The 21,873-nt window shown below is 73.2% G+C and carries 19 protein-coding genes and 1 pseudogene; 6 read left to right on the top strand and 14 right to left on the bottom strand.

All coding sequences use genetic code 11. The features are described 5' to 3' along the window. Nucleotides 1–98 precede the first annotated feature (98 nt). From cobT to AC07A6_RS35185, 7 genes and pseudogenes are all read right to left on the bottom strand, one after another. Nucleotides 99–3,707, bottom strand: a complete 3,609-nt coding sequence (gene cobT / locus AC07A6_RS35215; RefSeq protein ID WP_478779809.1) for a nicotinate-nucleotide--dimethylbenzimidazole phosphoribosyltransferase — start codon at nt 3,705–3,707, stop codon at nt 99–101. Nucleotides 3,708–3,959: 252 nt separating this feature from the next. After that, on the bottom strand, nt 3,960–5,180 hold the full coding sequence (gene cbiE, locus AC07A6_RS35210; protein ID WP_478779808.1) for a precorrin-6y C5,15-methyltransferase (decarboxylating) subunit CbiE: 1,221 nt from the start codon (nt 5,178–5,180) through the stop codon (nt 3,960–3,962). 134 nt (nt 5,181–5,314) lie between these two features. After that, on the bottom strand, nt 5,315–6,031 hold the full coding sequence (locus tag AC07A6_RS35205; protein ID WP_478779807.1) for a GNAT family N-acetyltransferase: 717 nt from the start codon (nt 6,029–6,031) through the stop codon (nt 5,315–5,317). A gap of 233 nt (nt 6,032–6,264) precedes the next feature. Further along, nucleotides 6,265–7,131: a MetQ/NlpA family ABC transporter substrate-binding protein gene (locus AC07A6_RS35200; protein WP_362469018.1), complete on the bottom strand. Its 867-nt coding sequence runs from the start codon at nt 7,129–7,131 to the stop codon at nt 6,265–6,267. 99 nt (nt 7,132–7,230) lie between these two features. Then, a complete protein-coding gene (locus tag AC07A6_RS35195) occupies nt 7,231–7,899 on the bottom strand; it encodes a methionine ABC transporter permease (RefSeq protein ID WP_362469016.1) in 669 nt (222 codons plus the stop codon). After that, nucleotides 7,896–8,951, bottom strand: a complete 1,056-nt coding sequence (locus tag AC07A6_RS35190) for a methionine ABC transporter ATP-binding protein (protein ID WP_478779806.1) — start codon at nt 8,949–8,951, stop codon at nt 7,896–7,898. Before AC07A6_RS35190 ends, AC07A6_RS35195 begins: the two co-directional genes overlap by 4 nt. A 406-nt stretch (nt 8,952–9,357) precedes the next feature. Next, nucleotides 9,358–9,603 (bottom strand): annotated as a pseudogene (locus AC07A6_RS35185) (HAD-IA family hydrolase); the annotation flags it as partial. Nucleotides 9,604–9,684: 81 nt separating this feature from the next. On the opposite strand from AC07A6_RS35185, the gene AC07A6_RS35180 reads away from it, so the two are divergent. Together AC07A6_RS35180 and AC07A6_RS35175 are read left to right on the top strand one after the other, a co-directional pair. Beyond that, on the top strand, nt 9,685–10,050 hold the full coding sequence (locus AC07A6_RS35180) for a hypothetical protein (protein WP_125597304.1): 366 nt from the start codon (nt 9,685–9,687) through the stop codon (nt 10,048–10,050). Beyond that, nucleotides 10,043–10,459, top strand: coding sequence for a hypothetical protein (locus tag AC07A6_RS35175; protein ID WP_362469011.1), 417 nt, complete (start codon nt 10,043–10,045; stop codon nt 10,457–10,459). Before AC07A6_RS35180 ends, AC07A6_RS35175 begins: the two co-directional genes overlap by 8 nt. A gap of 87 nt (nt 10,460–10,546) precedes the next feature. On the opposite strand, the gene AC07A6_RS35170 is transcribed toward AC07A6_RS35175, so the two are convergent. The 3 genes from AC07A6_RS35170 to AC07A6_RS35160 form a co-directional block, all read right to left on the bottom strand. Then, complete coding sequence (locus AC07A6_RS35170; protein WP_362469009.1) at nt 10,547–11,050, bottom strand: GNAT family N-acetyltransferase; 504 nt, start codon at nt 11,048–11,050, stop codon at nt 10,547–10,549. A gap of 37 nt (nt 11,051–11,087) precedes the next feature. Continuing rightward, entirely contained in the window at nt 11,088–11,612 is a 525-nt protein-coding gene (locus AC07A6_RS35165; protein WP_478779805.1) for a sigma-70 family RNA polymerase sigma factor, read from the bottom strand. A 73-nt stretch (nt 11,613–11,685) separates the two neighbouring features. Beyond that, complete coding sequence (locus tag AC07A6_RS35160) at nt 11,686–12,870, bottom strand: glycerophosphodiester phosphodiesterase (protein WP_362469005.1); 1,185 nt, start codon at nt 12,868–12,870, stop codon at nt 11,686–11,688. A 304-nt stretch (nt 12,871–13,174) separates the two neighbouring features. Here AC07A6_RS35160 and AC07A6_RS35155 point away from each other — a divergent pair, with 304 nt between their 5' ends. Next, the gene (locus tag AC07A6_RS35155; RefSeq protein ID WP_042803043.1) at nt 13,175–13,804 is read left to right on the top strand and encodes a lysophospholipid acyltransferase family protein; all 630 of its coding nucleotides are present in this window, start codon (nt 13,175–13,177) and stop codon (nt 13,802–13,804) included. Between the two features lie 12 nt (nt 13,805–13,816). Here AC07A6_RS35155 and AC07A6_RS35150 read toward each other — a convergent pair whose 3' ends face one another. From AC07A6_RS35150 to AC07A6_RS35140, 3 genes are all read right to left on the bottom strand, one after another. After that, nucleotides 13,817–15,292 (bottom strand): membrane-associated oxidoreductase, encoded by a 1,476-nt coding sequence (locus AC07A6_RS35150; RefSeq protein ID WP_478779804.1) that lies wholly within the window; start codon nt 15,290–15,292, stop codon nt 13,817–13,819. Between the two features lie 84 nt (nt 15,293–15,376). After that, nucleotides 15,377–16,921, bottom strand: a complete 1,545-nt coding sequence (locus AC07A6_RS35145) for an MFS transporter (protein WP_386273859.1) — start codon at nt 16,919–16,921, stop codon at nt 15,377–15,379. Continuing rightward, the gene (locus AC07A6_RS35140; protein WP_125820565.1) at nt 16,921–17,469 is read right to left on the bottom strand and encodes a TetR/AcrR family transcriptional regulator; all 549 of its coding nucleotides are present in this window, start codon (nt 17,467–17,469) and stop codon (nt 16,921–16,923) included. Before AC07A6_RS35140 ends, AC07A6_RS35145 begins: the two co-directional genes overlap by 1 nt. Nucleotides 17,470–17,569: 100 nt before the next feature. On the opposite strand from AC07A6_RS35140, the gene AC07A6_RS35135 reads away from it, so the two are divergent. Both AC07A6_RS35135 and AC07A6_RS35130 read left to right on the top strand, forming a co-directional pair. After that, on the top strand, nt 17,570–18,082 hold the full coding sequence (locus AC07A6_RS35135; RefSeq protein ID WP_478779803.1) for an HAD domain-containing protein: 513 nt from the start codon (nt 17,570–17,572) through the stop codon (nt 18,080–18,082). A 67-nt stretch (nt 18,083–18,149) separates the two neighbouring features. Next, nucleotides 18,150–18,569, top strand: a complete 420-nt coding sequence (locus AC07A6_RS35130; protein ID WP_362468995.1) for a hypothetical protein — start codon at nt 18,150–18,152, stop codon at nt 18,567–18,569. A 52-nt stretch (nt 18,570–18,621) separates the two neighbouring features. Here AC07A6_RS35130 and argH read toward each other — a convergent pair whose 3' ends face one another. Further along, nucleotides 18,622–20,049, bottom strand: a complete 1,428-nt coding sequence (gene argH, locus AC07A6_RS35125) for an argininosuccinate lyase (RefSeq protein WP_362468993.1) — start codon at nt 20,047–20,049, stop codon at nt 18,622–18,624. A gap of 257 nt (nt 20,050–20,306) precedes the next feature. Between argH and AC07A6_RS35120 the strand changes: the two genes are divergently transcribed. Continuing rightward, nucleotides 20,307–21,815, top strand: coding sequence for a hypothetical protein (locus AC07A6_RS35120; protein ID WP_478779802.1), 1,509 nt, complete (start codon nt 20,307–20,309; stop codon nt 21,813–21,815). Nucleotides 21,816–21,873: the final 58 nt, after the last annotated feature.

Here is a 21,873-nt window from a genome sequence, read left to right as displayed (position 1 = left end):
GGGGACACTCCCGCCCCCCCCCCCCCCCCCCCCCCCCCCCCACCCCCCCCCCCCCTCCCCCCCCCCCCCCCCGGCCCGCGCGGAAAGGCGCGTACCCGCTACTTCTCCGTCACGCCCGCCGAGTCGAACGTGGCCACCTCGTGCATCGCGCGGGCCGCGCTCTGGACCAGGGGGAGGGCCAGGAGGGCGCCGGTGCCTTCGCCGAGGCGGAGGTCCAGGTCGACCAGGGGGCGCAGGCCGAGCTTGTTGAGGGCGGCCACGTGGCCCGGTTCCGCGCTGCGGTGGCCCGCGATGCAGGCCGACAGGGCTTCGGGGGCGATGGCGCGGGCCACCAGGGCGGCCGCGCCGGCGCTCACGCCGTCCAGGATGACCGGCGTGCGCAGGGAGGCGCCACCGAGGAGGAGGCCGACGATCGCGGCGTGCTCCAGGCCGCCGATGGCCGCCAGGACGCCGATCGGGTCGTTCGGGTCGGGCTGGTGGAGCTCCAGGGCACGGCGTACGACGTCGACCTTCCGGGCGTGCGTCTCGTCGTTGATGCCGGTGCCGCGCCCGGTGACCTCCGCGGGGTCGACGCCCGTGAAGACCGAGATCAGGGCAGCCGACACCGTGGTGTTCGCGATGCCCATCTCGCCCGTCAGCAGCGCCTTGTTGCCCGCCGCGACGAGGTCGCGCGCCGTCTCGATGCCGACCTCGATGGCCGCGATGGCGTCTTCGCGGGACATCGCGGGGCCGACGGACAGGTCGTCCGTGCCCGGGCGGACCTTGCGCGGGAGCAGGCCCGGGGTGGCGGGGAGGTCCCCGGCCACGCCGACGTCGATGACGCAGACCTCGGCGCCGACCTGGTTGGCGAAGGCGTTGCATACGGCCCCGCCGCCCAGGAAGTTGGCCACCATCTGCGTGGTGACCTCCTGGGGCCACGGGGTGACGCCCTGGGCGTGCACACCGTGGTCACCGGCGAAGATCGCGACGGCGGCGGGCTCCGGGATCGGCGGCGGGCAGACCCGCGACAGGCCGGAAAGCTGCGCGGAGATGATCTCCAGCATGCCGAGCGCGCCCGCCGGCTTCGTCATGCGCTTCTGCCGCTCCCAGGCCTCGCCGAGCGCCTTCGCGTCGAGCGGGCGGATGCTGGCGACGGTCTCGGAGAGCAGGTCGTGCGGGGCCTCGCCGGGCAGCGCGCGACGGCCGTACGTCTCCTCGTGGACGACCCAGGCCAGCGGACGCCGCTGCGACCAGCCCGCCTGCATCAGCTCCGGCTCCTCGGGGAACTCGTCGACGTACCCGACGCACAGGTACGCGACGACCTCCAGGTGCTCGGGGAGCCCCAGCGCGCGGACCATCTCGCGCTCGTCGAAGAAGCTGACCCAGCCGACGCCGAGGCCTTCGGCGCGCGCGGCGAGCCAGAGGTTCTCGACGGCGAGGGCGGAGGAGTACGGGGCCATCTGCGGCTGGGTGTGCCGGCCGAGGGTGTGGCGGCCGCCGCGGGTGGGGTCGGCGGTGACGACGATGTTCACCGGGGTGTCGAGGATGGCCTCGATCTTCAGTTCCTTGAACTGCTTGGCCCGGCCCTTGGGCAGCGACTTGGCGTAGGCCTCGCGCTGCTTCTGGGCGAGCTCGTGCATCGTCCGGCGGGTCTCGGCGGAGCGGATGACGACGAAGTCCCAGGGCTGCGAGTGGCCGACGCTGGGCGCGGTGTGGGCCGCCTCCAGGACGCGCAGCAGCACCTCGTGCGGGATGGGGTCGGTGCGGAAGCCCTTGCGGATGTCGCGGCGCTCGCGCATCACGCGCAGGACGGCCTCGCGCTCCGCGTCGGCGTATCCGGGAGCCGGCTCGCCGACGGGTGCCGCCGGGGCGGACTCGGCGGCCTCGGCCTCGACCTGGGCTTCGCCTTCGGCAGCGGCTTCGGAGGACTCGGCCGGGGCGGGCTCGGCCGCCTCCGCGGCGGCCGGCTCCGCGGCCGGGGCGGGCTGTACGGGCTCGGGCTGCGGCTCGGCGACGGGCTCCGGCGCGGCTTCGGCAGCGGCTTCGGCGGGCGCCTCCGCCTGGACCACCGTTTCTGCGGGACCGGCCTCGGCGGCGACCGCGGTCACGGCGGCGGGCACCCCGTCGGGCGCGGCGGCCTGCGCGGGCTCGGCCGGGGTCTCCGGCGCGGCGGGCGCGGCTTCGGCGGCGGGAACGGCGGCCTCGGGAGCCTCGGGGGCTGCGGCGGGCTCGGCGGCGGCCTCGGGAGCCGCAGGCGCCTCCTCGGCGGCGGGAGCGGCCTCGGCAGCGGTCTCCGGCGCCGGCTGGGCGGCGGCGTCGGCCACTACGGGGACGGCGACGGCCTCGGCGACGACCGGCTCGGCCGTCCACGGGGTACCGGCCTGCGGCGGCACCTCACCGGGCTGCGGCGCGGCGGGACCCAGGTCCAGGTACTCGGGGCCGGGGGCGGCGGCCGGCTCGGCCTCGGGGGCCTGCTCGGCTGCGGGAACGCCCTCGGGGGCCGGGGCGGCGGCTTCGGGAGCCTGGCCGGCGGCCTCTGCGGCGGCGGCCTCGGCGGCGATGGCGGCGGCGATCTGGGGGGCCAGCACCACGACGGGCTCCGCGGAGGCGGGCGCCGCCACCACGGCCTCCGCCACGACGGCCTGAGCCATCACGGGCTCCGCGGCGGCGGACTCCGCGGCCACGGCTTCGACGGCCACGACGGCCTCCGGCGCGACGGCCACGGCTGCCGCCGCTTCAACGGCCACGACGGGCTCCGCCGCCACGGCCTCCGCCACCACGGGCTGCGCCTGCTCGGCGGCCTGCTCGGCGGGCACCGCCTGCTCGGCCGGAACGACCTGCTCGGCGGCAACGACCTGCTCGGCAGGCGCCACCTGCTCAACGGGAACGACCTGCTCAGCCGGAAGGCCCTGCTCAGCCGGAACAGCCTGCGCCACACCGGGCGCCACCTGCACACCCGGAGCCACCTCCACACCCGGCGCCACCTGCACGCCCGGCGCGACCTGCACACCCGGAACCGCCTGCACGCCCGGCGTCATCGCGGCGCCCGTCGGCACCGGCGCGGCGGCCGGGCCCCGGTCGGCGAGGGAGCGTACGACTCCCCCGGTGGCGTCGGGCACGGGCGGGCCCATGTGCAGCGGGCGGCGCGGCGGCATCACGGCGGCGGCGGGCGGGACCTGCCCGGCGGCGGGGGCCGCGGGCGGGACCACGAGGCCGCCGAGGTCGAGGGAGCCGGAGTCGCGGCCGCCGGTCTCGTGGGCGCCGGCGCTGTACGCGGCGGGGTCGGCGAAGGTGCCGGGGGCGGGGTAGCCCGCCTCGGGGAAGCCGGGCGCGGGCACGGGCTGTCCGGGCGCGGGGAAGGCCTCGGGGTAGCCGGGGTCCGGGAAGCCGAGGTGTCCGGGCTCGGGGTAGCCGGCGGCGGGGGCCTGCGGGTACTCGGTGTAGACGGGTTCCGCCGGGAAGTCGCCGGGGAACGCCGGGACCGGGGGGACCACCTGCGGGTCGCTCCAGGAGCCCTGCCCGTGGCCGCTCGGCATCAGCAGCAGTTCCTCGTCCTCGGCCTCGGACGGGTCGTCCACGAGGTCCTGGAACGCGTAGCCGGCCGGGGCCTGCGGCGGCATGGGGGGCAGCGGCGGCATCGGGGGGACCTGAGCGGGATTGCCCTGCTGATCCACCATGCCCGTGTTGTCCGGGTGACCCTCGCCCGGGACCTGGCCGGTGTCAGTCATGCGTACCCCTCGCCCATCGGTGTTGCCTCTTCGATCGCCCGGCCGCCCAACGGGCCCTCCGTGCGGACTTTGCCGTGCCGGGTCGTCGCGCGGTGCGCCGTCTCGCGTGCGCACGCACAACAACTCCTGAGCATTGTCGCGCTCGTCGGCCTCCGTGTCGGCCAGAAACCGGCACGGTCCGCTGTGGACTGCGCCACGTCGCGCGTCCACCAGGGCGGTACGACGATCGGCCAGCCTACCCCGGGCTCCGCGTCAGCGGTTCACGGGGCGTTCGCCTGCCAGCAGGAACACCACGGAACGCTCCTGTTCCGCCCAGGTCCGGGGGTCGAGGCCGACGGACTGGAGGAGCGCGCACTCGACGGCGTACCCGTGTTCGGTGAGGGTGCGTCCGATGGCCTCGGCCTCGTCCCGCGTGGAGGCGTGGCTGACGATCCGTTCGGGGCGCCGTTCGGCGACGGCGGCGATGACGGCGGGTCCGCCGCCGCCGACGCGGACGACGTCGGGTTCGGGGAGGTTCTCCAGTACGTGTGGAGCGCGGCCCGAGACCACTTGGATCTGGACACCGCGCTTGCGGGCGGCGGCGGTTGTGCGTTCGCAGGCGCGCGGGTCGGCGTCGACGGCGATGACGGCGGCTCCGTGGGCGGCGGCGTCCACGGCGAGGGCGCCGGTGCCGGCGCCGATGTCCCAGAGGAGGTCTCCGGTGCGGGGGCCGAGCCGGGCGAGCTGGGCGGCGCGCAGCTGGACGGACTCGCCTTCGCCGGGCCGGGTTCCGTCGGCGGCGTGCTGCGGGCGGGCCCAGCCGCGTACGGGGGCGGGTCCGGGGCTGCGGCCGAGCAGCCAGCCGGGGGCGGCGGCGGTGGGGGCGTGGCCGGCGCCGCCGATGACGATGACGACGTTGGGGTCGCGCCAGCTGTGGTCGGCGGCTGCGTCGGAGGTGAGGACGGTGACGCGTTCGCGGTCGGTGCCGAGTTCCTCGCAGATGACGAAGGTGCGGTGGATCCCTTCGAGGAGCAGGGCGAGTTCGGCGGGGCCGGCGCCGGGTGAGGTGAGGACGGCGACCTTGGTGTGGGCGCGGCAGACGTTGACGGCGCGGCGCAGGGTGCGGGGGTGGGCGACGACGACCTGGGCGTCGTCCCAGGGCATTCCGGCGCGGGCGAAGGCCGCGGCGACGGCGGAGACGGCGGGGACGACTTCGACTTCGAGGCCGTGTTCGGGGGCGCGCAGGGTGCGGACGACGCCGAAGAAGCCGGGGTCTCCGTCGGCGAGGACGACGGCGGTGCCGCGGTGGCCGGCGATGCGGCGGGCGGCGAGGTGGAGGCTGCCGAGGCGGATGCGTTCCGCGCCGGGCGGGACCTCGGGGAGCGCGAGGTGGTGGGCGGCTCCGGCCACGAGGGTGGCGGCGGAGAGCGCGGAGCGGGCGGCCGCGGTCAGGGGGGAGCCGTCCCATCCGATCACCGTGACCCGGTCGGCCATCGTCGTCGGTCTCCTGGGGTGGGGGTGGGGGGAAACCGCCTTCGGCGCCTTGGCCCTGGCCGGGGGAGCTCAGGGGATCTCAGCGGGTTTCAGGGGGTTTCAGGGGGTCACGGTGAGACTACCCGGTCATCGGGTCAGTGCCGGTCGGCGCCGACGGCGTAGCCGTGTGCGTCGGCGCGGCGGCGCAGGGGGTAGCCGTCGTCGTGGCCGGGGCGGCCGGCGGGGCCGGGGCGGGCGTGGCGGCTCTCGTACACGTCGTACTCGTCGGTGTCGTCGAGGTCCTCGGGGACCAGGCTCCAGACGATGAGGTCGGTGCGGGTGTCGGTCCAGCTGCCGTCGGCGGCCTGGGTGCGCACTATCGCCACGTTGCGCAGGACGCCTTCGCTGATGCAGCCGATCTTCTGGGCGACCTGCTGGGAGGCGGTGTTGTCGGCGGCGGTGCGCAGTTCGAGTCTTTCGAAGCGCTGGTCGCGCAGGAGCCACTGGGCGACGGCCAGGACGGATTCGCTGGCGTAGCCCTCGCCGCGGGCCCAGGGGGCGGTGACGTAGCCGGCTTCGGTGGTGCGGGTGCGCCAGTCGGTGTTCCGGAGGTACACGATGCCCACGAGGCGCTGGGTGAGGAATTCGGTGACGGCGAAGACGATGCCGCGGCCTTCGGTGCGCTCGGCGTGGGAGAGGGCGGTGGCCCAGGCGCGTGCGTCGGTGGAGGTGTACGGGTGCGGTGCGGAGGTCCAGGCGGTGACCTGCTCGTCGTTCATCATCTCGGCGAGCGCGGTGACGTCCTCCTCCTCGAAGGGGCGCAGCACCAGCCGGTCCGTGCTGATGGTGACGTCCGGGAAGGTGGTAGTCATGCGCAGCTCCATGCCTGGGACCTTGGGGCGGGACCGTTCGTGCCGGCCCGTTCGTACGGGACCGCCGGTGCGGGACCGTTTGTGCGGGTCGTAGGCCACAGCATGCAGCATCGGCCGGGGGATGTGCAGGGCCGGGCTGCCCGGAAGCGGGCAGGGCCCGGGACGCCCGCGGCCCCGCGCGCCCGGGTGGGTGCGCGGGGCCGGGAATCCGGCGTCTACCAGGCGGTCTTGGGTCAGGCGGCGGGGGTGCCGAAGGCCGGGATGACCGAGCCCTGGTACTTCTCCTCGATGAACTTCTTGACCTCGTCGGAGTTCAGGAGCTTGGCGAGCTTCTGGATGCGCGGGTCGTTCTGCTTGCCTTCCTTGACCGCGAGGAAGTTGGCGTACGGGTTGCCCTCGGCCTTCTCCAGGACCAGGGCGTCCTTGGCCGGGGAGAGCTTGGCCTCCAGGGCGTAGTTGCCGTTGATGACGGCGGCGTCGACGTCGTTCAGGGCGCGCGGGACCGTGGCGGCCTCCAGCTCCTTGAACTCCAGGCCCTTCTTGTCGGTGATGTCGGACAGCTTGGCGCTGGTGCCGACCCCGTCCTTGAGGGTGATCAGCTTGTTGGCGGCGAGCAGCTGGAGCGCGCGGCCCTCGTTGGTGGTGTCGTTGGGGACGGCGATGGTCTGGCCGGGCTTGATGTCCGTGAGGGCCTTGACCTTCTTGGAGTAGAGGCCGAGGGGCTCCAGGTGCACGTTCGCGACGGGCACGATGTGGGTGCCGTTCTTCTTGTTGAAGTCGTCGAGGTACGGCTTGTGCTGGAAGAAGTTGCCGTCGACCTGGCCCTGCTCGGTGGCGGTGTTGGGCAGGACGTAGTCCGTGAACTCCTTCACCTCCAGCTTGAGGCCGTCCTTGGCCGCGAGCTTGTCCTTGACGAAGTTCAGGATGTCGGCGTGCGGGCTCGGGGAGGCGGCGATGACCAGCGGCTTGCTCTCGTCGACCTTGCCGCCGTCGGTCTTGGCGGCCGTGGACGGGTCCGAGGAGCTGCCGCAGGCGGTGAGGCCGAGGGCGAGCGCGGCGGAGGCGGCGGCGATGGCGGTGAGCTTGGTGTTCTTGCGCACGAAGAGTGCCTTTCTTGCTTTTCGCGGGTGTTCGCGGGGTGGTGGCCCAAGCACGACAAGTGCGGGCTTTCCTTTTTGGGGAAGTCTGGGGTGGTTCTCTCAGGCTGTCCGGCCGCGGCGCGCGAGGACGCGTACCACGCCGTCGCCGATCAGCTGGATCACCGTGACGAGGGCGACGAGGACGGCGACGGTGGCGAACATGAAGCCGGTCTCGAAGCGCTGGAAGCCGTAGGTGATGGCCTTGGAGCCGAGTCCTTCGCCGCCGACGGCGCCGGCCATGGCGGAGTAGCCGACGAGGGTGATCACGGTGGTGGTGACGCCGGCGACCAGGGAGGGCAGGGCCTGCGGGAGCAGGACCTTGCCGACGAGGGTGGGGATGCCGCCGCCCATGGACTCGACGGCCTCGACGAGGCCGTGGTCGACCTCGCGGACGGCGGTCTCGACGAGCCGGGCGAAGAAGGGGACGGCGCCGATGGCGAGCGGGACGATCATGGCGGTGGGGCCGATGAAGGTGCCGACGACGGCGGTGGTGACCGGGATCAGGAAGATCAGCAGGATGATGAACGGCAGCGAGCGGCCTATGTTCACGATCACGCCGAGGACCTTGTTGAGCGGCTGGTTCTGCAGGAGGCCGCCCTTGTCGGTGAGGACGAGGAGGATGCCGATGGGCAGTCCGCCGAGGACGGTCACCAGGGTGGACCACAGCACCATGTAGAGGGTGTCGTAGGTGCCCTGGGTGAGCAGGGGCTGCATCTCGGACCAGGTCACTTGGCACCTTCCTTGACCAGTGCGGCGATCTCGGAGTCGAGGTCGGAGTCCTCGTCGACGATGTCGACCTGGAGGCCCTGCTCGCGCAGGAAGCCGACGGGCACCACGTTGTCCTCGTAGCGGCCGGGGAGTTCGATGCGCATGCGGCCGATCTGGCGGCCGGCGACGGTGTCCATCGCGGCGCCGAGGATCGAGATGTCGATGTTGTACGTGCGCGAGAGCTGGGAGATGACCGGCTGGGTGGCGGCCTCGCCGTGGAAGGTGACGTCGACGACGGTGCGGTCGGGGCCGGTGGCGGTGCCGCTGACCGGGAAGAGCTCGCCGGCGAGCTCGGAGCCGGGGGTGGCGAGCAGTTCGGCGACGGTGCCGGATTCGATGATCCGGCCCTTCTTCATGAGGGCGGCGGAGTCGCAGACGGCCTTGACGACGTCCATCTCGTGGGTGATGAGGAGGACGGTGAGGCCGAGCTGGCGGTTGAGGTCGCGCAGCAGCTGGAGGATGGAGCGGGTGGTCTCGGGGTCGAGGGCGCTGGTGGCCTCGTCGGAGAGGAGCACCTTGGGGTCGCCGGCCAGGGCGCGGGCGATGCCGACGCGCTGCTTCTGGCCGCCGGAGAGCTGGGTGGGGTAGGCCTTGGCCTTGTCGGCGAGGCCGACGAGGTCGAGGAGTTCCAGGGCCTTGCGGGAGCGTTCGCGGCCGGAGACGCCGAGGATCTCCAGGGGGAGCTCGATGTTGGCCTGCACGGTGCGCGAGGACAGCAGGTTGAAGTGCTGGAAGACCATGCCGATGCGGCTGCGGGCCTCGCGGAGTTCCCTGCCGGCGCGGCGGCCGCGGCCGGCGAGGGCGGTGAGGTCGACGCCGTCCACGGTGACGGTGCCGCTGGTGGGGCGTTCCAGCAGGTTCACGCAGCGGATGAGGGAGGACTTGCCGGCGCCGCTCTGGCCGATGACTCCGTAGACCTCGCCCTCGCGGACGTGCAGGTCGACGCCGTCCAGGGCGGTGACCTCGCGGCCACGGGACTGGTAGACCTTCGTGAGGCCCGATGTGGTGATCACAGGATTTCCGTCGCTGTCGAGTGCACGGGGTGCGGATGCCGTGCACGGGGCAAACATCTGGGGACGCGATACGGGTCTAACCGTCACAAAACGATGGTGTCGACGCGTGCGCGGGGCAGGAGCGGTCCGTACCGGGGATCAGTCGGCGGTGTGGTGCGACTGGGCTGGCGGATTTGCTCGGCCGGTCTCGCTTCGGGGCGCGAGACTGCGTGAAGGGGGCCCTCAGAAGGCGCACATTCGACACATACAACGAGCACCGGGCGTCATCGTCGCCTCGGTCGCAAGGGTGCGGCTGCTCGTCGTGGTCATGTGCCCCAGTAAAGCAGACATGGCGACTCACCGATCAACGCTGTCCGGATACCGGACGGATTCCGGCCGCATTCCGGACGGTATTGGACTGAACCAGTCAGCTCGTGGACCCCGCCTCCAGCGTGATCCCACCGCCGCTGACCAGCGCGGACACGGCCGAGAGGTCCCAGACGACCACGCCCGCGCCGAGCTCCGCGGCGGGGTGGGTTGTGGTCAAGACCACGGTCCGCATGCCGCCCGCCCGGCCGGCCGCCGGCCCCGCGGGGGCGTCCTCGAAGACCACGCACCGGGCCGGGTCCACGCCCAGGCGCCGCGCGGCCGGCAGGAAGGGCTCCGGGGCGGGCATGCAGCTTCATGCCTTCCAGGGAAGCCGCCCGCGAGGGGCGGGCGCATCGGGCCTTTAGGCCCGTAATACCCTCGCTGCATGCTCGTCGCCCTGACGGTCGCCATCGGCGCGGCCGCACTCGCCCTCGCCGCCTGGTGCGGCCACGCCGCATGGCGGGACCAGCCGACCAAGGACTGGCACTTCATCGGCATGGCCGTGGTGACCGTGCTGGTCCTGGCCCAGCTGGTGATCGGCCTGGTCCAGCTGGGCCGGGGCGAGAAGCCCGAACAGGGCACGGTGATCTTCGTGGCCTACCTGCTGGGCGCCTTCGCGGCGGTCCCGGCGGCCGGGATGCTCTCGCTGACCGAGCGCACCAAGTGGGGCTCGGTGACGGTGGCCGCGGGCGCGGTCGTCCTCGCCGTGCTGGAAGTACGGCTCTACGACATCTGGGGATCCGGTGCCTGACACGACGACCGCCCCGCCCGCCGGGCGCAAGCGACTGGTCTCCGGTCCGGGACTGCTGCTGGTGTGGCTCTACGGGGTGATGGTGGTCGGCGCGCTCTCGCGCTCGGTCTTCCAGATCTCCACCGAGTTCGACCGGGCGCCGCTGGCGTACTCGCTGTCGGCCGCGGCGGCCGTGGCGTACGCCTTCATCACGTACTCGCTGGTGCGCGGCGGGGAGACCGCCCGCCGGGCGGCGCTCGTGTGCTGCGCCGTGGAACTCGCCGGTGTGCTGGCCGTCGGGACCTGGACGCTGGTGCGGCCCGACTCCTTCCCCGACGCCACCGTGTGGTCGGAGTTCGGGATGGGCTACCTCTTCATCCCCGTGATCCTGCCGGTGACCGGGATGCTCTGGCTCCGCTCCAAGCGCTGAGCCGTGCGGTCTTGAGGCCTTCGGCCCCCGGAAGCGGTCCGGGGGTGTCCCGCCGTCGCTGCGGAACACCCCCGGACCGTACGGCCGCTACGCGCTGACGGCGTAGTCGGTGTCCTTGGCGTCCTTCTCCAGGATGACCAGGCGCACGCCGTCGGAGGCGGTGCGGTTGCCGACCTGCGCGTAGCCGGCCTTGCGGTAGAGCCGCAGGTTGGACTCGCTCTTGTGGCCCGTGTGCAGGCGGAAGCGGGTCGTTCCGGCGTGCCCGGCGAGGGCAGCCTCGACCCCGCGCAGCAGCCGGGCGCCGAGGCCGTGGCCCTGCAGCCGCGGGTGCACGCACAGCTTGGCGATGCTGGCCGTGCCGTCCTCGCCGACGCTGCCGCGCACCGCGCCCACCACCTCGTCGCCGAGCCGGGCCACCAGGACGGTGTCCGAGGCCAGCTCCGCCTTCAGGGAGTCCAGGGACTGGGTGAGGGGCTGGATGAGGTAGTTGCCGTACAGCTCGGCCTCCCGCTGGAACGCCAGATACTGCAGCTTGAAAATCTGCTCGGCGTCTTCGGCGGCCGCCGCCGAAATGGTCACGCTCATGCCCATGTGCGCATGCCTCCCGCTCACCTGGTAGCTCTCCGGTCTACCGCTCCTTTCCCCACGGGTCAGGAGCCGCAACCTCGACAGCCAGCATTCTGCGCAGACATCCCAGGCAACGGGAACGTACCGGCCCCAAACTTCCTTGTGAGATACCCAACTCTCCTGCGATTTCACGGTAAGTCAGGTCTCTGGGCGACAGAAGTGCGGCCATCAGCTGCGGACAGCGTCCGGGCAATCGGGCGACCGCCGATCGGAGGGCCCGGTTCTCCTCGCCGTGCAGCAGGGCGTCCTCGGGTTCGCCGGCGGCGTCCGCCGGGGTCGCCCCGTACGGGACCTCCCGCCGTGCCCGCCGCCGGGCGCGCCGGGCCTCGGCGCGGACGGCCCGCCGCAGCCAGCGGGCGCGGCCGGCCGGGAAGGAGGCGCGCGGGCCGCGTTCCAGCAACCGCACCCAGACGGCTTGTTCCAGGTCGGCGGCCTCCACCCCGGCGGCCGGGGCCTCCGCGGCTGCCTCGGCGGAGAGCAGCGGGCCCAGCTCCGTGAGCAGGTCGGGTTCCTGTATCAGGTCCATGCCGGGCGGGACGCGGGTGCCGGGCCGGGCGGTTTCCCCGCCGGGCCCGGCCCACCCGTTCGGGCGCGGGAGGTTAGCGGTTGACGCCGCGGCCGGGGCGGAAGGCCTCCGCGGCGAGGAGTCCGGTGTCCGGGTTGTCGGTGAAGATGCCGTCGACGCCCAGCTCGAAGTACTTCTTGAAGGCGCCGAAGGCGTCCCCGTAGGCGGCCGGGTCGGTGCCCTTGCGGTATTCGGCCGGCAGGAAGCTGTTCTCGTTGCGCGCGGTGTAGGGGTGCAGCACCAGCCCCTTGGCGTGGGCGTCGCGTACGAGGGTGGTGGGGGTGCCGAGCTTGCCGGCCGCGTCGCGCGGCACGATCAGGTCGAGGGTGGGGCCGATGCCCTGGGCGAAGCCGGCGATCCACTTGAGGCCCTCGGGCTTGACCAGGTCGGCGACGGTACGGGGGTCCTTGGCCGTCTCGAAGTCCCAGGGGCGGGTGTTGGCCGCGGAGAGCAGCACCACGCGCGGGGCGGACACCAGGCGGGAGAGCCGCTGGATGCTGGAGGGCTCGAAGGACTGGAGGAACACGGCGGCGTCGCGGCCGTCGCGCCCGTAGCGGCGCAGCAGCTTGGCGAGGGGCTCCTCCAGGCCGAGGCCGAGGCCCCGGAAGTAGGTGGGGTGCTTGGTCTCGACGTGCAGCCAGACGCGCTTGTCGCGCCGCCGGCCCTCGCGGTTGGCCCAGCGCAGCACCTCTTCGAAGGTGGGGACCGCCCAGTGGCCGTCGTAGAGGGTGTTGCGCTGGCGGACGGCGGGGATACGTTCCTTCGCTCGCAGGGTCTTCAGTTCGGCGAGGGTGAAGTCCTCGGTGAACCAGCCGGTGACGGAGACCCCGTCGACGGTCTTGGTGGTGCGCCGGCCGGCGAACTCGGGGTGGTCGGCGACGTCGGTGGTGCCGCCGATCTCGTTCTCGTGGCGGCAGACGAGGTGGCCGTCCTTGGTGGGGACGAGGTCCTGCTCGATGACGTCGGCGCCGAGGTCGAGGGCCAGCTGGTAGGAGCCGAGGGTGTGCTCGGGGCGGTAGCCGCTGGCGCCGCGGTGGCCGATGACCAGCGGGACGGGCAGGTCGCGGTAGCCGCCGTCGTGGCCGCCGTCGCCGTGGCCGCTGTCGGAGCGGTCGTCCGCGGCGGCGGCGGTTCCCGCCGTGAGTCCGGTGATACCGGTTCCGGCCGCCAGTACGGCCGCTCCGAGCACCGTGCGCCGTGCTGCCCCACCCTGTGTCATCTGTGCCACTCCTCGTCCTGGACCGGGCCCGCGGGCCCCGGGATCTCCGGGGGGCGTGGAGGCCCCGGTCGGCGTGGCGATGGTAGGCAAGGGAGGGTGGCGCGGGGGTGGGCTCCGGCGGAACATGGCGGAAACGCGTGTCAACACTGCGTATCCACCTCGTGAACCCGATGTGCCAACAGGGGCGACCCGCGAGTATCGTCCTCACCTGCACTACCGCCGTGTGGTGCGAAAGCCGCTTTTCGATGCCGGAGGGCTCACGTTGTTCCGTACCGCGCTCATCAAAGCCACTGTCGGACCGGTCATGCGCCTGATGTTCCGCACCAAGGTGGAGGGGCTCGACAACATCCCGGGCACGGGTCCGGTGATCCTGGCGGGCAACCACCTGACCTTCATCGACTCGATGATCCTGCCGCTGGTGTGCGACCGCACGGTCCACTTCATCGGCAAGGACGAGTACGTGACGGGCAAGGGTCTCAAGGGCCGCCTGATGGCGTGGTTCTTCACGGGCTCCGGCATGATCCCGGTGGACCGGGACGGTGCGAACGGCGGCGTCGCCGCGCTGATGACGGGCCGCCGGATCCTGGAGGAGGGCAAGATCTTCGGGATCTACCCCGAGGGCACCCGCTCCCCCGACGGCCGGCTCTACCGCGGCCGTACCGGCATCGCCCGCCTGACCCTGATGACGGGCGCCCCGGTGGTCCCGTTCGCGGTGATCGGCACGGACAAGCTGCAGCCCGGCGGCGCGGGCATGCCGCGCCCGGGCCGGGTGACGATCCGCTTCGGCGAGCCGATGGAGTTCTCCCGCTACGAGGGCATGGACCGCGACCGCTACGTGCTGCGCGCCGTGACCGACTCGGTGATGGCCGAGGTCATGCGGCTGTCGGGCCAGGAGTACGTGGACATGTACGCGACCAAGGCGAAGGCGGCCTGAGTCCGGACGGGCTCACTGCCGCTGGAGTGACCGGCTGACGCCCGCCGCCGTGGTGGTGGCGAGGACCCAGCCGGTCACGATCAGCAGGTACGACAGCCACTGGTACCAGCCGGCCGGCGCGAAGGCGCCCTCCTGGCCGAAGCCGATGATCGGCAGCATCAGGTCGAGGGTGTAGAAGAGCGGGTTGAACTCCGGCGCCTCCCCCGCCTTCAGCGCCCGCGGCGGGGTGATCCCGTACGCGACGGTCCCGGTGACCGTCAGCGCGAGCAGCCAGGCCGCCGCGCGCATCGGCCGGAAGCCGTAGCCGACGGTGGCGTCCTGGAGCAGGCCCCAGAGCCGGGTGCGCCGGGGCTGGGTGCGCCGGTGGCGGCGCAGTTTGGCCAGCTGGGCGGTGCGGGCGCCCGCCTCGTCGCCGACGGTGCGGTAGGCGGCGGCCAGCTGCTCGTAGGCGTACGGCAGGTAGCCGTCCTCCTCGCGCTCCAGCAGCGGCAGCCGCTCCTCGGCGGGCAGGTGGGGGTGGAGCAGCCGGTAGCTGAGCCCGTCGGTGCGGACCAGGGGCGGCCAGACGGACGGCTCGGCCCAGAGCATGTCGAACTGGCTGCGGCGCAGGTTGACGATGCCGTCGATGGCGGGGGCCTTGCGCAGCCAGAACTCCCCTATGACCGCGGAGCTGGCGCGCAGGGCGACTTCGCCGGGGTTGGACAGGCTGGCGCGGCCCAGGAAGAGCTGGCCGGGGATGCGGGCGCCGGTGAGGTTGACCATGCCCTCGGCGTGCAGCCGGTGGGCGCGTACGTCGCTGCCGACGACGAGGGTCTCGGCGTGCAGGGCGATCCCGCCGGGGTTGACGAGCCGGGCGCCGTCGAGGTTGATCTGGCCGGCGACGGTGGATCCGTTGAGGCGCAGCTCGCCGTGGACCGTGAGGTCGTTGGCGATGATGTCCGTGCCTATTTCCGCGTGGTTGAGCTGGAGCGGCGGCTCTTCGGCCTCGTCGGGCTGGCTGCCCTGCCGGATGACGGCGCCCTGGAGGAAGAGGCCGCCGGCGATCTTCGCGCCGGCGAGGCGGACGGGGCCGTCGATGCGGCAGCAGGAGAGCCTGAGGACGACTTCGACGCGTACGGTGGCGGCGGTCAGGCCGGGCAGGGTGGAGTCGCCGAGGACGAGGGCGCGCAGCTGGGCGCCGTACATCATGGGCTTGCGTTCGAACCAGCAGGACCGCATCCGGATGGGGTGGTCCACGACCGCGTACTTCAGGTCGAGCTTGCCGGTGATCCTGGCGCCGTAGAGTTTGATCCCGGCGACGTGCCCCTCGTCGGCCGTGCCCCCGACGAGGAGGTTGCGCAGGACCTCGGCGCGGACGGTGCGGCCGGGGCCCCAGGAGGCTCCGTCGTGGGAGGTCTCTTCGGGGCCCTCGCGGAAGTCGACCGCCTCGCCGCGCGGGAAGGCGTCGACGACGCGGCGTTCGGCCGGGGTCAGCTCGTTGATCTCCATCGCCGGGATGGTGTCCCGGGGGCCGACGGACTGTCAATTCGCTTGATCCGTCAGGGACACGGGACACCACCGCCTGGCGGTGCGTCAGTGTTCGACGCCCTCCTGGAGTTCCTGGCCCTTGAGCAGGAACCAGGCGGCGGCCGCGGTGGCCAGCAGGACGGCGGCGCCGACGCCGGAGGCGAGCCGCAGGCCGTCCACGAAGGCCTCCTGGGCCGCGCCGACCATGGTGTGGGCGGTGGCCGGGTCCAGGGCGCGGGCGGCCTCCACGGCGCCGCCGAGCGATTCGTGCGCGGCGTCGGCGACCGGGGCGGGGACCGAGGCCGGGGCGGTGAAGCCCTGGTAGACGCCGGTGACGACGGAGCCGAGCAGGGCGATGCCGAGGGCTGCGCCGAGTTCGTACGCGGTCTCGGAGACGGCGGAGGCCGAGCCGGCCTGCTCCTTGGGGACGCTGGAGAGGATCACGTCGGCGGTGACGGTGAAGGAGAAGCCGGCGCCGAGGCCGACGACGAGCAGGGCGGCGCCGAGCAGCGGGTAGCCGGTCTCCCGGTGGATGACGGTGAGGGCCGCGAGGGCCAGGCCTATGGCGGCGAGGCCGCCGGTGACGATGACGCGTACGGAGTACCTGCGGGCGTACTTGCCGGCGACCAGGCCGGTGGCCACCGCGCCGATGGCGGCGGGCAGTTCGGCGAGTCCGGCTTCGAGCGGGTCTCGGCCCTGGACCAGCTGGAAGAACTGGGAGAGGAAGAAGACGAGTCCGGAGAGGCCGAAGACGGTCAGCAGGTCGGCGAGGACCGCGCCGGAGAAGCCGCGGTGCTTGAAGAGCCGCATGTCGAGCAGCGGGGAGGCGAGGGCGAACTGGCGGCGGACGAAGGCGTAGAGGCAGGCGGCGCCGAGGGCGGCGGCGGTCCAGACACCGGGGGTGGCGCCGTGGGTGGCCGCTTCCTTGACGGCGTAGACGACGCCGATGACGCCGACGAGGGACAGGGCGACGCTGATCAGGTCCCAGGGGCCCGCGACGGGGTTCTTGGACTCGGGCAGCAGCCGGATGCCGACGAGGACCAGGGCGATCATCACCGGGAGGTTGATGAGGAAGACCGATCCCCACCAGAAGTGCTGGAGCAGGGCTCCGCCGACGACGGGGCCGATGGCCGCGCCGGCGGAGGCGGTGGCGCCCCAGATGCCGATGGCGAGGCTGCGTTCGCGCGGGTCGTGGAAGATGTTGCGGATCAGCGCGAGGGTGGACGGCATCAGGGTGGCGCCGGCCACGCCGAGCAGGGCGCGGGCGGCGATCATCATCTCGGGGCTGGTCGCGTAGGCGTTCAGGACCGAGACGGCGCCGAAGGCGGTGGCGCCGGTGAGGAGGAGCTTCTTGCGGCCGATGCGGTCGCCGAGGGAGCCCATGGAGACGAGCAGGCCGGCGATGACGAAGGAGTAGATGTCGCCGATCCACAGCAGCTGGGTGCCGGACGGCTTGAGGTCCTCGCTGAGGGACGGGGTCGCGAGGCCGAGTACGGTGGCGTCGACCGCGACCAGCAGGACGGCCAGGACGAGCACGGAGAGGGCGAGCCAGCGCCCCCTGCTCTTCTCCTCCGCCCCCGTCCCCCGGTGCAGCTGTTCGGTTCGGGTCATCACTCCACACTCCGTCGTGCGCCACCGAGCAGCAACTCGGTGATCATGTACTGGAAGTCCTTGGCCGCGACCCGGCCGTCCATGACGGCCCAGGCGCAGCTGCCGACGAGCCCGTAGAGGGCCTCGGTGAGCCATGCGGGGCTGAGGTCGATGCGGATGTCGCCCTCCTGCTGTCCGCGCTTGAAGAGCGCGTTGACGCGGGTGTCGAGGCGGGCCCAGCCCTCGTTGACCTGGTCGCCCTCGAAGAGCTGGTTCTCGGTGACGAGGAAGGCCAGCAGCTGGGCGTTGGGCTCGGTCTCGGCGATCAGGCGCCGGATGGCGTCCACGGCGGTCCCCTCGTCGAGGCGGGCGCGGTCGAAGGCGCCCTCGAACTCGCGGATGCCGAGGTCTTCGAGGGCGCGCACGAGGGCGTCGCGGCCGGCGAAGTGCCGGTGGAGGGTGGCGCGGCCGATGCCGGCGGCGCGGGCGACCTCGTCCATCGTGGCGGTCGACTTGCGGGAAAGCAGGGCCGCCGCGTCGCGGAGCACCTGGTCACGATCCATGGCCATGAGACAAGCATAACCCGAATGAGACGCCAATGTCTCATTCATTGATCCGGATCAAGAAAACGGGTCGCCCCGGGGGCGGCCCGACGAGAAGGGTGGAGCCATGAAGCCACTGCTGCTGATCGACGTCGACGGCCCCCTCAACCCGTACGCGGCCAAGGCCCAGCGCCGCCCCGAGGGCTACACCACGCACCGGATGCGGCCCACCGGCTTCACCGACGGCAAGCCGCTGCGGGTCTGGCTGAACCCGGGCCACGGCGCGGAGCTGCTCGCGCTGGCGGACGCGTACGACCTGGTCTGGGCCACCACCTGGAAGGACGAGGCGAACGACTGGATAGGGCCACAGCTGGGGCTGCCGAGGCTCCCCTTCATCGACTGGCCGGTGATGCACGGCCGGGCGCCGCGCGGCACCTTCTGGAAGACGCAGTACGTCCTGGAGTACGCGGGTGCGCGGCCCTTCGCCTGGATCGACGACGACATCACCGCCATGGACCACGAGTACGTCGACCGCCACCACCCGGCGCACGCCCTGCTGATGCACGTGGACGAACGGATCGGCCTGACCCGCGTGGACTTCGACGCGCTGGCGGACTGGGCCGACGACCAGGCCGGTTGATCCTTTCGGGTGAACCCTCGTGACCAGGCCTTATGCGGCTCTCCGGGGAGGCGGGAGAGTCCTCCCCATGAACGGATCGAGGAAGCTGGCCCTCGGGGCCGCAGCGGTGGCACTCACGGTCGGCGGCGCGTTCGCCGTTTCCTCCGCATCGGCGGAACCGAAGGCGGTGGGCGCCAGGGCGACCACCACTGCCTGGGCGAAGGTCAGCGCGGACGGCCTCGTGCTGGGCAGCCAGGGCATCGGCCGCCTGGAGAGGTTCGGTACCGGCCGCTACCGCATCGCGATGCCCTCCAGCGTCGCCGGGTGCGCCTTGCTCGGCACCGTCAACACCAACGGCGGCGGCGACCCGGGCCTGGGCAGCGCCTCCATCCTGGTCGGCATCTCGAACGCGACCACCGTCTACGTCCGCACCGCGACGCCGTCCGCTTCAGGAAGCGCCACCGTGGACAGCGACCGGCCGTTCTCGATCACCATCGTCTGCCCGTAGCGCCGAAAGGGCGGGGGGAGCCCATCGGCTCCCCCCGCCCCCGGCACGCCGGCTACTGCTTGTGGACCGCCCAGGCGTGCTGGATGACCAGGTCGGCCTTCAGCTCGGTGAGCTGGACCGCGACCGCCGAGGGGGCGGTGCCGCCGCGGCCGTTGCGGGAGGCGAGCGCGCCGGGCACGTTGAGGACGGTGCGGACCTCGGGGGTCAGGTGCTCCGAGATCTTCGCGAACTGCTCGTCCGTGAGCTCGTCCAGCTCGATGCCGAGCCCCTCGCACTCCTTGACGCACTCGCCGGCGACCTCGTGCGCGACCCGGAAGGGCACGCCCTGCTTGACCAGCCACTCGGCGATGTCGGTGGCGAGCGAGAAGCCCGCCGGGGCCAGCTCCTCCATCCGCTCCCGGTTGACCGTGAGGGTGGCCATCATCCCGGTGAAGGCCGGGAGCAGCACCTCAAGGGTGTCGCAGGAGTCGAAGACCGGCTCCTTGTCCTCCTGCAGGTCCCGGTTGTAGGCCAGGGGCAGCGCCTTGAGGGTGGCCAGCAGGCCGGTCAGGTTGCCGATGAGGCGGCCCGACTTGCCGCGCGCCAGCTCCGCGATGTCCGGGTTCTTCTTCTGCGGCATGATCGAGGAGCCGGTGGAGAAGGCGTCGTGGAGGGTGACGAAGGAGAACTCCTTCGTGTTCCACAGGATGATCTCCTCGGCGATCCGGGACAGGTTGATCCCGATCATCGCGGTGACGAACGCGAACTCGGCGACGAAGTCCCGCGAGGCCGTGCCGTCGATCGAGTTGCCGACCGAACCCCGCTCGAAGCCCAGGTCGGCCGCGACCGCCTCCGGGTCCAGGCCGAGCGAGGAGCCGGCCAGGGCGCCCGAGCCGTACGGGGAGACCGCCGTGCGGGTGTCCCACTGCCGCAGCCGCTCCGCGTCCCGGGACAGGGACTGGACGTGGGCCAGCACGTGGTGGGCGAACAGGACGGGCTGCGCGTGCTGGAGGTGCGTCCGGCCCGGCATCGCCACGTCCGGGTGCGCCTCGGCGAGACCGACCAGCGCGTCCTGGAGGTCGGCGACCAGTCCGCCGATGATCCGCGCGTGGTCGCGCAGGTACATCCGGAAGAGGGTGGCCACCTGGTCGTTGCGGGAGCGGCCAGCGCGCAGCTTGCCGCCGAGGTCCGGGCCGAGCCGCTCCAGCAGGCCGCGCTCCAGGGCGGTGTGGACGTCCTCGTCGGCGATGGTGCCGGTGAAGGAGCCGTCGGCGACGTCCGCCTCCAGCCGGTCGAGGCCCGCGATCATGCGGTCGAGCTCCTCGGCCGTGAGCAGGCCCGCCTTGGCGAGCACGCGGGCGTGGGCGCGCGAGCCGGCGATGTCGTACGGCGCGAGGCGCCAGTCGAAGTGGACCGACGCGGACAGCTTCGCGAGGGCCTCGGACGGGCCGTCGGCGAACCGGCCGCCCCAGAGCCGGACGTCACCGTTGTTGCTGCTCACAGCTACTGCTCCTCTGAGGGTGGTGGTGCGGCGGTCTCCCCGCCGCGCAGGAAGCGGGGAGGCCGTCTCGGTACAGCGTCAAACGATTCACGGCGCGATGCGACGCGCGACCGGCCGGGGTGTAGGCATAACTATGCATTGCTCCGTATGTTTCGTCAATCGAGGCTCGGGACCCCCGCGCTGACCAGGCCGTATATCGAGGGCGCGGACCGCCTGCGGCCGCCTACGATCGGGCGCAGACGACCCGGGGAGGGCACATGTGGAGCGCGGCCGAGGACGCCTCGTGGGGACGCGGCGTGGCCAGGGGCCTGCTGGAGGGGGACACCGCGCCGGTCGCCGGCCGGCTCCTGGGCAACGGCCCGGAGGCCTGGATCGCCTTCGACGAGCAGATGCGCCGGCTGACGCGGTCCCCCGGCACGCCGGAGGGCGCCCGCCGCCTGGAAGCCCGGTTGTGCCACGCCGACGGGCGGATGCGCGAGGCCGCGCTCGCCGCGTGGCGCAGGCCCCCGCTCCAGCTCGTCCTCCTCCGGTGCGCCGACCGGGTCCCGCAGGTGCGCGAGCGCGCCCGCAGGGTGCTGGGCCGGCTGGTGGCCCAGCACCCCGTCCGCAACCGGGACCGGGCCCGCCGGGCGCTGAACCGGCCGATGGCCGACGACCCCGCCCACCTGCTGACGGCACTCGTCCCGTTCGCCCTGCGGCTGGGCGGGCGCGAGCACGGAGGCTGGGCGGTGGAGCAGCTGGAGGCCGCCCTGAGCGGCCGGTACTCCCTCCTCGCCGCGTGGTGGCGCCCCGGGCTGGCCTCGACGACCTGGAGCTGGAACTCGCTGACCGCCCGGCAGCGCGAGGGCATGTTCGCGCGCCTGACGGGCAGCGCCGACCGGCCGACGCGCCGCTTCGCCGCCCGTGTCGCCGTCGCCTGCGGGCAGTACGGCCCGCTGGAGCTCGCCCGGCGGGCCGCCGCCGAGCGCGATCCGGTGGCCGGCCGGACGTGGACCGACGGCGCTCTGGCGGCGATGGCCGCCGGCGGGCCGGACGACGGGGCCGTCGACGCCCTGCTCGGCTCCCGCTTCGCGGACGTCCGGGCCGCCGGGGTCACCGCCCTGCGCGGGGCCGGGCGGGCGGCCGAGGCGGTGGACCACCTCACGGACCGGGCCGGCCGGGTGCGGGCCTGCGCCCGCTGGCTGCTGCGCCAGGACGGCGGTGACCCGTACGCGCACTACCGCGGGCTCGTCACGGACCGGCAGCGGGTGACCCGGTACGCGGTGGCCGGCTTCCGGGAGGTGGCCGGGCGGGCCGACGGGCCGCTGCTGCACGCCCTGCTGGACCACCCCGAGGGTGCGGTACGGGCCGCCGCGCTGGCGGCGCTGCGCGGGCTGGGCCTCACCGTCAAGGACGCGGTGCTGCTCGCGCTGCTGGAGGACCCGTCCGCCTCGGTGTCCCGCGAGGCCGCGCTCGGCCTGCTCTGCGTGGCCGAGCGGCTGGACTCCGCCGCGCTGGCGGAGCGGACCGGCCCCGAGTGGCCGCTGCACACCCGAAGGGCCGCGTTCCGGCTGCTGCGCGGCCGGGGCGGGAGCGCCGAACTGCGGGCGTCCGTCGCCATGATGACGGACCCGGATCCGGTGCTCGGCCTGTACGCGCGCAGCACCGTGGTCAACTGGAACTGGCTCAGCACCCTAGGCGAGGGGGATGCGCACCGGGCGGAGCTCGGCGTGCTGCTGGCGCGGGCGGCCGAGGTCCTGGACGTACGCCGGCTGCGGCTGCTGTGACACCCCGCACGCCCCGCCACGGCCTGCCTGCGCGGCGGCCGCGCCCGCCGGCCGTACC

This window comes from Streptomyces sp. NPDC044002 (genome assembly GCF_056434525.1).
The sequence above is the reverse complement of the archived record's forward strand: the minus strand, read 5'-3'. Positions and strand labels throughout refer to the sequence as shown.